A 13440-nucleotide genomic window follows, 5' to 3' on the forward strand; every position below is an offset into this window, starting at 1 on the left:
TGAACAATGAAAATCGTTTACAGGCGGTATATATTACTTATTCGCTGTTGCTGAATAGGAATAAGGATAAGCCGCCGGATCGGTTCCTCTTGATTTCTCAGGAGTAGCGCCCATGTTAAATTCCAGGGTACCGCCTTTCTGCAGGTCCTGGTGGCTGATCCAGTTCTTCGTATAAGGCTGCCCGTTAAGGGAGGCCTTTTGCACATACAGGTTCGTGTCGCTGTTGCCCGGAGCATTGATCACCATTTTCTTACCATCTTCGAAAGTCATGGTCAGTTTGGAGAAGAGTGGCGTACCCAGTACATATTGTTGAGTACCCGGACAAACAGGATAGAAGCCCATGGCGGAGAACACGTACCAGGCGCTGGTTTGACCGTTGTCTTCATCACCACAGTATCCATCCGGGGTGGCTTTGTACAAACGGCTCATTACCTGGCGGATCCAGTATTGTGTTTTCCAGGGCTGGCCTGCATAATTATATAAATAGATCATGTGCTGAATGGGTTGGTTGCCGTGTGCATACTGTCCCATGTTCATGATCTGCATTTCGCGTATTTCGTGGATAACGGTGCCATAGTAGCTTTCATCAAATACCGGCGGCATATTGAAAACGGAATCAAGCATTTTGGCAAACATTTCACGGCCGCCCATTAGTTTGGCCAGGCCTTGCACATCGTGGAATACAGACCAGGTATAGTGCCAGCTGTTTCCTTCTGTAAAGGCATCTCCCCATTTGAATGGATTGAACGGCGCCTGGAATTTGCCATCCTTGTTTTTTTTCCACGCATCAGTTTTGTTTCCGGATCAAAGAGATTACGGTAGTTCTGGGAACGTTTTTCAAAACGGTCGATTTCGTTCTTCGGACGGTTGAGTGCTTTTGCCAGCTGATAGATGGTGAAATCGTCGTATGCATATTCCAGTGTACGTGCAGCGTTTTCGTTTACTTCCACATCGTAAGGCACGTAGCCGAGTGTGTTGTAATATTTAACGCCCAGGCGGCCTACAGAGCTGAGCGGACCTTCGTTTTCCGTGTTTTTCAGAATCGCTTTGTACAGGTTATTGATGTCGTATCCGCGGATACCTTTTAAATAAGCGTCAGCGATCAGGGATGCGGAGTTGGAACCCACCATGCAATCGCGGTGACCGGGACTTGCCCACTCAGGTAACCAGCCGCTTTCATTGTAAGCGTTGGATAGTCCTTCCATGATATGCGAGCTAAGCGTAGGATACATCAGGGTAAAGAAAGGATGTACTGCACGGAAAGTGTCCCAGAACCCGTTATCGGTGAACATGTAGCCTGGTAACACCTGGCCATTGAACGGGCTGTAGTGTACGATTTCGTTCTTTGCGTTGATTTCATAGAACTTGCGCGGGAAGAGCATGGTACGGTACAGGGAAGAGTAGAAGGTGCTTACCTGTTCGCTGGTACCGCCTTCTATGGCCAATCTGCCGAGTTCCTGGTTCCAGCTGTCTTTTGCTTTCTTACAGGTAGCGTCAAAATTATCCTGGCCGATTTCGCGTTGCAGGTTTAATTCTGCCTGTTCAAAACTGATAAAGGAAGACGCGGTTTTAATTCCCACCTTCTCTCCTTTCTTTGTTTTAAAACCAACCACGGCGCCGGTATGATCTGCCTGCAGTTCCAGCTGGCCTTTCACCAGTACCGAGTCATGCCAGATATCGGCTACCGTAAATGGTTTATCAAATTTGATAACGAAGTAGTTTTTGAAATTGGAAGGTACGCCACCGCTGTTTTTGGTGGTATATCCAATGATCTTCTTTTCGTCCGGCAATATTTTAATATAGGAACCTTTGTCGAATGCGTCTACCACGATAAAAGCGCTGTCGGTAGCGGGGTAGGTAAAACGCAGCTGGGCGGCTCTTTCCGTGGGCGTAATTTCCGTGGTAACATCCGGGTCGGCCAGGTATACGCTGTAATAGTATGGTTTCGCTACTTCTGATTTATGAGAAAACCAGCTCGCACGTTTGTTTTGATCAAACTTCACGGTGCCGGTAACGGGCATAATGGCAAACTGGCCATAGTCGTTGATCCAGGGTGAAGGTTGGTGTGTTTGCTTGAATCCCCTGATTTTATCAGCGGTATATTGATATGCCCAGCCATTCCCCATGGTATTGGTTTGTGGCATCCAGAAGTTCATACCCCAGGGCAGGGCAATGGCAGGATAGGTGTTCCCGTTTGATAAGCTCACTTTGGAATCAGTGCCCATCAGGGTATTTACCCAGTCCGCCGGCTCAGCAACTTTATTTACCGTTTGGCTGTGTGCACCATGCAGGCATAATAAAGCGGCTGCTAACAGTCCAACTTTTTTCATGATTAGATATTATATACAACAAAAATGATCCTTAGGCCAATATCACACTCCGTTGTGTGAAGATACCGTGAAATTTTTACAAAATCGATTTAGCACAGGTACAGAAAAAAAAGATTCATCGAATCCTTTTCTCTTAAACGACAATAGCCGGTTCTAAAAGTATAAATATTTTTCCAGCATTTGCAAGTATTTAATGGTTTTTTTACGAGCGGTACCGGCAATTAAGCCGATCCCCGCAGGATGAACTTTCCGGGCAATTCTATCGCCGTTTTCTTCATTGGCCCGCTGTTTTTGTCCAGCTGATGCATAAGCAGGTCTATGGCCGTTTTGGCAATGCCTTCTATCGGCTGTTCTATCACCGATATACCGGGAGGATATAAACGGAAGATATCGTGATCGTCGAAACAGAGCACGGCAATATCATCGGGCATCTTCAATCCCATCCTGGCGATTACTTCCAGTCCCAGGATACCCAGGTAGTTGGTGGAGAAAAAGATGGCGTCCAGCTCCGGGTTGGCTTCTATAAAGGCCTGCAGCTCATTCAGCGAGTCTTCCCGCTGCCGGTGGTACTGCAACTGCAGGATATGTTTTTTCTTTACGGGGATCTTATGTTCTTTCAGTGCCGTGGTGTAGCCCCGCAGGCGCTCCTCCAGTTGTATCAGTTTCACGTCCACCATTACAAAGCCTATTTTGGTGAGGCCTTTGCCTATCAGGTGTTTCATCCCCTGCTGCACACCGTCAAAGTTATTGATCAGCACATAGGGCGTTTTGATAGATGGAAAATAGCTGTCCATCAGCACTACCGGCTTATGCTGGTGCACCAGTTGCTGGATTTCTTTTTCCATACCTGGTGCAGGCGTAATCAGGTAACCGTCTACCATTTGCCGGCCAAGCATACGGATTAACTCCCCGCCTTTCTGCGCATTGTTTTCGGTGCTGCAATACACCACATTGTATCCTTTGCGCTCTGCTTCCGTTTCAATTGTTTTAGCAAGACTTGCAAAAAAACTTCCGGAAATACTTTCCACAATCAGACCCAGGGTCTTGGATTGCCCGGTGCGGAGGTTCACCGCCATACGGTGAGGCTCATACCCGGATTTTTCCGCCACCTGCATGATCCTGGTGGCTACCTCGTCGCGGATACGCATTTGCTTCCCCTTTCCGTTTAAAACGAAAGATACCGTGGAAGGCGCTACTCCGGCCATTTTTGCAACATCCTTAAGGGTTAATCGCTTCATGTATAGTGATTGGTTTTGGCATATATGAAAATGGAATTACCTGGACATTCCCACACATCCATCTATTACATATTACAGGGTATGTTACCCTCTGACAGATACACATTGAAACGGAAATTACAAAAATACCTGTAATTACTACCAGGGAAGAAAAAAATGGTTATCTTCAGTAGCCCCGTACGGCATAATATATCTTCCGTGGGAACGTTATAATAATCTACCGGCTCCTGGCCAACATTATTACAACTGTAGTAAAAAATACACTGAGCATATGAAGCAACTTTCTCAACTTACTGACCCGGTTTACATCAAGCCTACACATGAAACTGCACTTGACCGTCTTTTCAAAAGCTGGATCAGGGATGAACGCGACCTTCCCTTTGTGTACCTGACACTGAAAATTACTTTCACCCTCTGGCCGCTGGCTATCCTCATGTATATTCCCGGAATAAATAACTGGGTTTGGTGGGGCGCTGCTATTGCTTACCAGTTCCTGAATAACTTTACTTTCAAAGGGCCTTTTGGCCTGATGCTGCATTGCACCAGCCACCGTGCTTTCTTTGAAAAAAAATACCAGTTCTGGAATAATTATCTGCCCTGGGCCATCGGTCCGTTGTTCGGCCAAACGCCGGAAGGCTATTATTCTCATCATATTGGCATGCATCATCCGGAAAATAATATGCCCGACGATGATAGCTGCACCATGATCTACCAGCGCGACTCCCTCCGTGGATTTCTTTCTTACCTGGGAAGCTTTATCACTTTCGGTGTTTATGATACCGCCCGCTATCATTTACAGAGAAAAAGAAGTAAACTGATGGTAAAACTGGTAAGGGGAGAAGTATTATTTCTCGGCGCCTGCGTTGGTTTATCCTTTATCAACTTCCCTGCTACTTTCGTGGTATTTATATTACCGTTTATGATTTCCCGCGTAATCATGATGGTGGGCAACTGGGCGCAACATGCTTTTATCTGCCCGGAAGAACCGGATAATTCCTATAAAAACAGCATCACCTGTATCAATACAAAGTATAACCATAAATGCTGGAACGATGGCTATCATATCAGTCATCACGTAAAACCAAACATGCATTGGACAGAGCATCCCGTATACTTCACTAAAACACTGGACGAATACATCAGCAACGAAGCTATCGTATTTGATGGCATCCATTTCCTGCATGTATGGGCTTTCCTTATGGGCAAACGTTACGACCTGCTGGCAAAACACTTTGTGAATATCGGCGACCGCTTCCAGACAGATGCTGAAATCATTTGCTTTCTGAAGCAGCGTACCCGTAAAATTACCGCACTGCCTGTACCGGCAGCTGTGGCTGCAGCCTGATAATATTACTGTCTATTTACGGGAGGTTTTCTTTTATAAGGTTACAATTCCCTTGCATTCTCACATTTTTAAGATAAAAATGCCAGGAAAAGAGTAAGGGAACTGTCAGATCCTGCGCCCTCATGCGCACGAACCCGCGTCTGCACAGCGCTTCATCGTAAATTCCAAAAAGTTATATTATATTATCTTAATGAATATGCTTAATCATAACAATAAGTAACTAAATTTGCGCTCTAACTTTTTTTATTAAAGTAAAAAATATGCGTACTGTTACACTGAAAAGGGTTGTGGTTACCGGATTGGGAGCATTGACACCTATCGGGAATGATGTAAATACTTTTTGGAACAATATGAAGGCAGGCGTTAGTGGCGCCGGCCCCATCACTAAATTTGACACCACAGAGTTTAAAACAAAATTCGCCTGTGAAGTCAAGGGGTTTGAGGTGGAAAAATATATGGAAAAGAAAGAAGCCCGCAAAATGGATTGCTTCACCCAGTACGCTATGGCGGCTGCACAGGAAGCAGTACAGGATGCCGGCCTCGATAATGCCAACATCGACAAAACTAAAATTGGGGTGATCTGGGCATCAGGCAATGGCGGGATGCTTACGTTCGAAGAACAGATCGTTGAATTTACACAGGCCAACTTTGTCCCTAAATTCAATCCTTTCTTTATCCCTAAATTGATATGTGACATTGCAGCAGGCCAGATAGCTATGAAATACGGTTTCATGGGGATCAACTTCTGTACAGTTTCTGCATGCGCTTCCTCTACCAGCGCCCTGGTAGATGCTTTTAACTACATCCGCCTGGGTAAAGCCAACGCAATTGTGGCAGGTGGCTCTGAAGCTCCTGTAACCCGCGCCGGTATTGCCGGATTCAATGCCCTTAAAGCTTTATCCACCCGCAACGAAGATGCAGCCCACGCTTCCCGCCCGTTCGATATAGAACGCGACGGATTTGTAATGGGTGAAGGCGCAGGCGCTATTATCCTGGAAGAATATGAACACGCTATCGCCAGGGGTGCTACCATCTATGGAGAAATGATTGGCGGCGCCATGACCTGCGATGCCTACCACCTCACAGCCACCCATCCGGAAGGCATGGGCGCACGCTTAGGTATGGAACAGGCCCTGGAAGATGCCGACATCGCGACTACCGATGTGGATTACATCAACTCACACACTACCTCCACACCAGTAGGAGATCTCAGCGAATTAAAAGCCATTGTTACCGCTTTTGGTGACCATGTGCAAAAACTCAATATCAGCGCTACCAAATCCATGACAGGTCACCTGCTCGGAGCGGCCGGCGCTATTGAAGCCATCGCTTGTATCAAAGCCACACAGGAAGATATCATTCCACCCACCATCAACACTTCCGTGTTGGGTGAAGGCATCCCTACCAACCTGAACCTCACCCTCGGTAAGGCACAGCAACGTACGGTGAACGTAGCCATGAGCAATACTTTCGGTTTTGGCGGACACAACGCGATTGTAATATTCAAAAAATATAAGGCGTAGGCGGCGCCTGTAAATTGCCTTGAGCAGGATTTTGGGATTAACTGTGATGGCACTGATTTTACCACTTCTTGTTGTAAATATTTCGGGGAGATAAAAGCGGATAGATCCGCTTTTATCTCCCCGAATCTGTTAACGACCTTGTTAATAATCAGGAAATCCGTGTAATTACAATTAGTAATTATCCGCTTACATCTCCCTTAATTAAATTAATAACAAAAAGTGGTAAAATCAGTGCCATCACAGTTAATTCCAAAATCCTGCTCAAGACAATTTACAGGCGCCGAGGGCGCCCTCCCCTCACTTCGCTAAAATTCTTAGCATTACAGAACCGAAAATTCGCAATTATGCCGTAGCTTAGTAGTTTAATATTATGGCAAAGAAAAAAGAGAATGTACCCGATACTTCCGTTGCGCAAGCCCCGGCAGATGAACAAATAGTCATTTTTGGCGCCCGGGAGCATAACCTGAAAAACCTGGACCTGCAGTTGCCCAAAAATAAGCTGGTAGTAATCACCGGCATCAGTGGCAGTGGGAAATCATCACTGGCATTTGATACCATCTATGCAGAAGGACAACGCCGTTACATGGAAAGCTTTTCCGCTTATGCCCGCCAGTTTATCGGCGATATGGAAAGGCCCGATGTGGATAAAATCACCGGACTTTCTCCCGTTATTTCTATAGAACAGAAAACGACCAATAAAAATCCACGGTCTACCGTTGGTACTATCACGGAGATTTACGATTTCCTCCGCCTGCTCTATGCACGCGCCGGAACCGCCTACTCCTACAATACCAACAAACCCATGACCCGCTTCTCAGAAGAGGAAATATTGGCGCATGTTTTCAAACATTATAAAAATAAAAAGCTTGCCATCCTCGCCCCGCTTGTACGTGGACGAAAAGGCCACTACCGGGAACTGTTTGAACAGGTACGTAAACAAGGCTACCTCAAAGTGCGGATCGACGGGGAAATAGAAGACCTGAAAGAAAGAATGCAGGTGGACCGCTACAAGATCCACGACATTGAACTCGTGATAGACCGTATCCAGGTTCAGGAAGATGCGCGCACCCGTATCAGCCAGAGCGTACAAAAGGCGCTCACCATGGGAAAAGGATTGCTATTTATCATGGACCACGATACCAATAAAGTGAGCCAGTACAGCAAACAACTGATGTGTGAGGAAACCGGCCTTTCCTACGAAGAACCCAGCCCCAACACCTTCTCCTTTAACTCCCCCTATGGCGCCTGCCCCCGCTGTAAAGGTCTTGGCACCATCTACCAGATAGATATGGACGAAGTAATCCCGGATTACAACATATCCATCACCGACGGCGGACTAAAACCATTAGGTGAAGCACGCGATACCTTTACCTTTAAACAGGTACAACAACTCGCCAAAAAGTATAAATTTTCCTTAACAGCCCCTATTTCCAGCATCCCGCAAAAAGCTCTCAACGTATTGTTGTTTGGTGATGAAAACGGCAAACTGGAAGTAGACCTGGAATTTGGAGAAAGCAATGGCAGCACCGAATACGCCACTGAATACGAAGGAGTAGTAAACATGGTTCGCCGTTATTTTAACGACACCTCCTCCGATCATGTACGCAGCTGGGCAGAAGGTTTCATGAAGCTAAGCACCTGCCCCGAATGTAACGGCGCCCGCCTCAAAAAGGAAAGCCTGTTTTTCAAGATTGATGAAAAAAATATCTCCGAACTCGGTAACATGGACCTGGATAAGCTCCTGGCCTGGTTTGGAAATATCGAAACCCGTCTTGAGAAAAAACAAAATGCAATTGCGAAGGATATCCTGAAAGAGATCCGTGAAAGGCTCGGGTTCCTGCTGAACGTAGGATTAAACTACCTTACGCTGAACCGCCCCACCCGGAGCCTCAGCGGCGGCGAATCGCAACGTATCCGCCTCGCCACACAGATAGGATCCCAGCTCATGGGCATCACCTATATCCTGGATGAACCCAGTATCGGTTTACATCAGCGCGATAACATGCAGCTGATAGATGCCCTTCGCAACCTGAAAGACATGGGCAATACCGTTATTGTAGTGGAACACGACAAAGACATTATGCTCCATGCGGATCACCTGGTAGATATTGGTCCCGGCGCCGGTGTTCACGGTGGCCAGATCATTGCACAGGGTACGCCTAAACAAATACTTAAACTCAATACACCCACCGCGGGATACCTGAATGGTAACGCCACCCCGGAAGTACCCGAACAACGCCGCAAAGGCAATGGTAATTTCCTCGAGCTGAAAGGCGCTACCGGCAATAACCTGAAGAATGTAAACCTGAAACTGCCCCTGGGCACTTTCATTTGTGTTACCGGCGTTTCCGGCAGCGGTAAATCTACCCTGATCAATGAAACGCTGTATCCCATTCTTTCTAAACACGCTTACGACTCCAAGATGGTGCCCATGCCTTACAAAAGCATCAAGGGACTGGAGTTTATAGATAAGGTGATTGAAATTGATCAGTCGCCCATAGGCCGTACCCCGCGCAGCAACCCGGCTACCTACTGCGGGTTTTTCACCGACATCAGGACCCTCTTTGCTTCCGTGCCGGAGGCTAAGATCCGGGGATATAATGCCGGCCGTTTCTCATTTAATGTAAAAACCGGTCGCTGTGATGTTTGTGAAGGCGGCGGCATGCGCGTGATCGAAATGAACTTCCTGCCGGATGTATATGTGCATTGCGAAAAATGTAACGGTCGCCGGTATAACCGTGAAACGCTGGAAATCCGCTATAAAGGCAAATCCATTTCCGATGTGCTGGACATGACAGTAGACGAAGCCGTGGAGTTTTTCCAGCCGGTACCATGGATCTACCGCAAAATAAAGACGCTGCAGGATGTGGGACTCGGATACATTACGCTCGGACAATCTGCCGTAACCCTTTCCGGAGGCGAGGCGCAGCGGGTAAAACTGGCCACCGAACTATCCAAGAAAGATACCGGCAAGACTATTTATATACTCGATGAACCAACAACGGGACTGCATTTCCAGGACATACAGCTGCTGTTAAAAGTACTGTACAAATTGGTCGACAGGGGCAACACCGTACTGGTCATTGAACATAACCTGGATGTTATTAAAATGGCGGACTACATTGTAGACCTGGGGCCGGAAGGCGGCGGCGGCGGCGGCACCATCTTATGTACCGGCACTCCCGAACAGGTAAGTACCTGCAAAGAAAGTCATACCGCCAGATTCCTCAAAAAGGAGCTGGGAATTTAATATCTTGCCAACTGTAAACAAGCAATGAAAAGCATCTACCAGATATTACTCACCTGTTTCATTTTCGCGGGCATCATTGCCTGTGAAAATGAAACGAAAGTATGCGATCAGACTTTACGGAATGATTACCATACGCATCTTATGCGCAAACTCAATGACAGATTATCAGACACTGTTATGCCGAAAGTAACCGCATATGCATTTGGCAGAGATACCATTTACAGGAGCCAGGCATTGGGCGACCTGTTCTTCCAGCTATCACCGATAGCAGACAGCAGCCTCTTTTACGTGAAAGTGGATTCCAGCTTTGTGCCTGATACTTTAAAGATCAGGTATACGCGGCAACAGCATTTTATTTCCCCCGGATGTGGTTTTGGTACCTATTTTAATATAGATACTGTTATCGCCACCATGCATACCATCGATTCTGTCGTAATTAATAATAAGTCCGTAACTAGCAGTAATGACACGCATCTTACTTTGTATTTCTTTTTTGACTAGTATCCTGCTCAGCGTTGCTGCCACGGCACAAAACAAGCCGGCCGCCGCTAAAACGGATACGCTGCCCAAAGCTGTTAAAGCTGATACCACGCATAAAGTGCTGGCTGATTCAGCAAAAGCGGCAGTGTTGGCGCATAAAGACAGCTCCTGGTTTATTCCGGGGGCAGTGCGGATAGGAGTGGATCTTAGCCGTATCGTTTCTGCTATCTATTATCCTTACAGAAAAGAAGTAACTGCCGTGGCAGATGCTCGTATCAACAGTAATCTTTACGCTGCCTTTGAAGCCGGATATGCCAATACCCCGTACAGCGATACCAATTATACCTATAAAGGGAATGGTATGTTTGTTACCCTGGGCATTGATTATAATTTTCTGAAAAGACAATATGTTTCCGAAAAGAATATGTTCTATGTGGGCTTCCGTTATGGATTCTCTCATTTTAATTATTCGGTTCCCACCTACTCCATTAAAAATACCTATTGGGGCGATAATCTCACGGGCAGCGTCCCCAAAACCGCAGTAAATGCCCATTGGGTGGAGCTCCTGGTAGGATTGAAAGTAGAAGTGCTCAAGAACTTTTTCATGGGCTGGAACATCCGGGAACGCATCCTGGTTAACAACGTAAAAACCGATAACATGACGCCACTCGTCATTCCCGGTTTTGGTAATGGTTCTAAAAGATCAGTTTTTGATGTGCAATACACCATTTCATACGCTATCCCCTTCTACCGGATAAAAGAACACGCGCCCGATAAAGAAGTGAAGAAGAAGAAAATACCTAAGCGATAACGCGGAGGTTGTCTTTCTCGCTGATTACGTTGATTTTGCTGATTAGTTTGATTTTTACTTTTGGATTTTTTTTAGATTTTTAGATTTAATATAATTAAGGGAGATAAGAGCGATATATCCGCTTCTATCTCCCTTAATCCTTTATAAAATCCAAAAGTAAAAATCAAACTAATCAGCAAAATCAACGTAATCAGCGAGAAAGACAACATCCGCGTTATCGCCGCAGCATCTCAATGTGAGGAATCCCATCTTCCATATAAGTATCGCTGGTTTGCTCAAATCCCAGCGAAGTATAAAACCGTTGCAAATATTGCTGTGCCCCTATCCGGATAGGAATCATGCCATAATGCTTCTGCAACGTGGCAATAGAGCGCTCCATCAATTCCCTTCCCGCACCTTTGCCGCGGGCCAGCGGGGATGTAATTACCCTGCCGATAGATGCCTCCTTAAATTTGATTCCCGGTGGAAAAATACGGGTATATGCCAGCAACCGGCCCTCTTCATCTGTTCCCATTAAATGCAGTCCTTTCTGGTCGGAATAGTCCAGGTCCTGGTAGGCGCAGTTTTGCTCCACCACAAATACTTCACTGCGCAAATGCAGGATAGCATAGAGCTCGGCAGTAGTTAACTCCTCAAATGATTTTGTATTCCAGATCATACCCTCAAACTTTGCCATAAATTTACTGGAAGCTTTCAATAATCGGATTAATTTTATATCCGATAGAAGAATATTGAGCCCAATCGTTCAAACTATGACAGAACAGCAAACACCGTTCCTTTCGCTGGAACACATTACGGTGAGGTATCTTGATAAAACATTATTCAATACCCTCACCTGGCAGATCAGCAAAGGAGAGCAGTGGGCCATTACAGGACCCAGCGGTTCCGGTAAAACAGCCCTGCTGAATACCATTCTTGGTAAATTTAATATCATCAATGGCAGTATCCATTACCACTTTTACGATGAGTGGTGCCGGCAACATACCGTCACAGATCCCTGGTTTAATTACCGTAACCTGGTAGCCCTGGTAGGGCATCATCACACTTTCCGGAATCTCTCCAATACTACCACGGATTTTTATTATCAGCAACGCTTCAATAGTATGGACGCTGATAATTCCCCTACTGTAACGGAATACCTGGAACTCACTGAAGTACCGGCATTACTCCAGCCTCTCCGCATTGCGCCGCTGCTGGAAAAACGGCTCATCAAATTATCCAATGGCGAAACCCGCCGGGTAATGATTGCACGTGCCCTCATCCAACAGCCGCAACTGCTTATGCTGGATAATCCCTACATCGGGCTGGATGTGCAGGCCAGGAAAGATTTCAGCAATATGATCAATGAAATCATTGCCGGTGGCGCCACTGTATTGCTGGCCACCGCTCCCCATGAAATTCCTGAGCATATTACACATGTCCTTACCCTGGAAAATGGCGGTATAACAGGTAAGTATACACGCAGTGAATTTATACAGCTGCCGCTGCCCGCAGCAACAGCAATAGCGCTGCCGGAAATGGAAGCCCATAAAATAGCCGCGCTGGTGCAAAACAGTCAGCAGCAACAGTTCGACACTATTGTCCGGATGGAAGACATCCATATTAAATACGGTGAAAACACCATCCTGAATGGCATCAACTGGACGGTAAAACCAAACGAAAAATGGGCGCTGCTTGGTCCCAACGGCGCCGGCAAATCTACGCTGCTGAGTCTTGTGAATGGGGATAATCCGCAGGCATATGCCAATAAGCTCTGGTTGTTCGACCGGAAGCGGGGCAGCGGCGAAAGCATCTGGGATATCAAGAAAAAAATCGGCTTCGTTTCCCCTGAATTACACCAGTATTTTACCTCCCGCGACAACTGCCTCCAGGTAGTATGTTCCGGCTTCTCCGATGTAATCGGCAGCACCAGGCCAGCTACCGCTGAACAGCAACAGGTGGCCCGCGACTGGATGAGCGTTCTCAATATAGCGGAACATGAAAAAGCACCGTTCAAACAGGTGCCTGAAAGCGCCCAGCGCTTAGCCCTGCTGGCACGCGCCCTGGTTAAAAATCCACCCCTGCTGATCTTTGATGAACCCTGCCAGGGACTGGATACCCAACAAAAGCTACATTTCAAAAAAGTAATAGAACAGTTGTGTGAACACATGCCGGTGACACTCATCTTCGTTACCCACTACGAAGATGAACTGCCTTCGTGTGTAGATAAGTTCATCCGGTTGGACAAGGGTGAAATGGTGTAGTGCGGATTTTGTCTTTCTCAGGATTACGCTGATTTTACTGATTAGCTGGATTTTTACTTTTGGATTTTATAAAGGATTAAGGGAGATGGAAGCGGATATATCGCTCTTATCTCCCTTAGTTATATTAATCAGTAAGAAAATCAAAAAAAATCCAAAAGTAAAAATCCAGCTAATCAGTAAAATCAGCGTAATCCTGAGAAAGACAAAATCCGCGTTTAAG

General features: G+C 46.3%; 9 protein-coding genes and 1 pseudogene. 6 read left to right on the forward strand and 4 right to left on the reverse strand.

Annotated features, from left to right (window positions below; genetic code table 11):
* Positions 1-33: 33 nt before the first annotated feature.
* From QFZ51_RS06260 to QFZ51_RS06270, 3 genes and pseudogenes are all read right to left on the reverse strand, one after another.
* Positions 34-711, reverse strand: a pseudogene (locus tag QFZ51_RS06260) (GH92 family glycosyl hydrolase); the annotation flags it as partial.
* Entirely contained in the window at positions 651-2330 is a 1680-nt protein-coding gene (locus QFZ51_RS06265; RefSeq protein ID WP_429044258.1) for a GH92 family glycosyl hydrolase, read from the reverse strand. The gene QFZ51_RS06265 and the pseudogene QFZ51_RS06260, both read right to left, overlap by 61 nt.
* Positions 2331-2551: 221 nt before the next feature.
* Positions 2552-3568 (reverse strand): LacI family DNA-binding transcriptional regulator, encoded by a 1017-nt coding sequence (locus tag QFZ51_RS06270; RefSeq protein WP_370911078.1) that lies wholly within the window; start codon positions 3566-3568, stop codon positions 2552-2554.
* Between the two features lie 271 nt (positions 3569-3839).
* Here QFZ51_RS06270 and QFZ51_RS06275 point away from each other — a divergent pair, with 271 nt between their 5' ends.
* From QFZ51_RS06275 to QFZ51_RS06295, 5 genes are all read left to right on the forward strand, one after another.
* Positions 3840-4913: a fatty acid desaturase gene (locus QFZ51_RS06275; protein WP_429044262.1), complete on the forward strand. Its 1074-nt coding sequence runs from the start codon at positions 3840-3842 to the stop codon at positions 4911-4913.
* Positions 4914-5173: 260 nt separating this feature from the next.
* Positions 5174-6436, forward strand: a complete 1263-nt coding sequence (fabF, locus tag QFZ51_RS06280; RefSeq protein WP_429044265.1) for a beta-ketoacyl-ACP synthase II — start codon at positions 5174-5176, stop codon at positions 6434-6436.
* A gap of 370 nt (positions 6437-6806) precedes the next feature.
* Positions 6807-9686 (forward strand): excinuclease ABC subunit UvrA, encoded by a 2880-nt coding sequence (uvrA, locus tag QFZ51_RS06285; protein ID WP_429044267.1) that lies wholly within the window; start codon positions 6807-6809, stop codon positions 9684-9686.
* A gap of 24 nt (positions 9687-9710) precedes the next feature.
* Positions 9711-10187, forward strand: coding sequence for a DUF6452 family protein (locus QFZ51_RS06290; protein WP_429044269.1), 477 nt, complete (start codon positions 9711-9713; stop codon positions 10185-10187).
* The gene (locus QFZ51_RS06295) at positions 10180-10977 is read left to right on the forward strand and encodes a DUF6048 family protein (protein ID WP_429044272.1); all 798 of its coding nucleotides are present in this window, start codon (positions 10180-10182) and stop codon (positions 10975-10977) included. The genes QFZ51_RS06290 and QFZ51_RS06295 overlap by 8 nt, the downstream gene beginning before the upstream one ends.
* 214 nt (positions 10978-11191) lie before the next feature.
* Here the strand turns inward: QFZ51_RS06295 and QFZ51_RS06300 are convergent, their stop codons facing one another.
* Complete coding sequence (locus tag QFZ51_RS06300; protein ID WP_429044275.1) at positions 11192-11653, reverse strand: GNAT family N-acetyltransferase; 462 nt, start codon at positions 11651-11653, stop codon at positions 11192-11194.
* A 76-nt stretch (positions 11654-11729) separates the two neighbouring features.
* Here QFZ51_RS06300 and QFZ51_RS06305 point away from each other — a divergent pair, with 76 nt between their 5' ends.
* The gene (locus tag QFZ51_RS06305; RefSeq protein ID WP_429044278.1) at positions 11730-13220 is read left to right on the forward strand and encodes an ATP-binding cassette domain-containing protein; all 1491 of its coding nucleotides are present in this window, start codon (positions 11730-11732) and stop codon (positions 13218-13220) included.
* Positions 13221-13440 lie beyond the last annotated feature (220 nt).

Source organism: Chitinophaga sp. W3I9 (genome assembly GCF_050434025.1).
GTDB lineage: Bacteria > Bacteroidota > Bacteroidia > Chitinophagales > Chitinophagaceae > Chitinophaga.

Coding starts and splice junctions, on each gene's coding strand:
- fabF (WP_429044265.1), top strand. CDS start 5,174: ATGCGTACTGTTACACTGAAAAGGGTTGTGGTTACCGGATTGGGAGCA.
- QFZ51_RS06300 (WP_429044275.1), bottom strand. CDS start 11,653: ATGGCAAAGTTTGAGGGTATGATCTGGAATACAAAATCATTTGAGGAG.
- QFZ51_RS06290 (WP_429044269.1), top strand. CDS start 9,711: ATGAAAAGCATCTACCAGATATTACTCACCTGTTTCATTTTCGCGGGC.
- QFZ51_RS06265 (WP_429044258.1), bottom strand. CDS start 2,330: ATGAAAAAAGTTGGACTGTTAGCAGCCGCTTTATTATGCCTGCATGGT.
- QFZ51_RS06305 (WP_429044278.1), top strand. CDS start 11,730: ATGACAGAACAGCAAACACCGTTCCTTTCGCTGGAACACATTACGGTG.
- uvrA (WP_429044267.1), top strand. CDS start 6,807: ATGGCAAAGAAAAAAGAGAATGTACCCGATACTTCCGTTGCGCAAGCC.
- QFZ51_RS06270 (WP_370911078.1), bottom strand. CDS start 3,568: ATGAAGCGATTAACCCTTAAGGATGTTGCAAAAATGGCCGGAGTAGCG.
- QFZ51_RS06275 (WP_429044262.1), top strand. CDS start 3,840: ATGAAGCAACTTTCTCAACTTACTGACCCGGTTTACATCAAGCCTACA.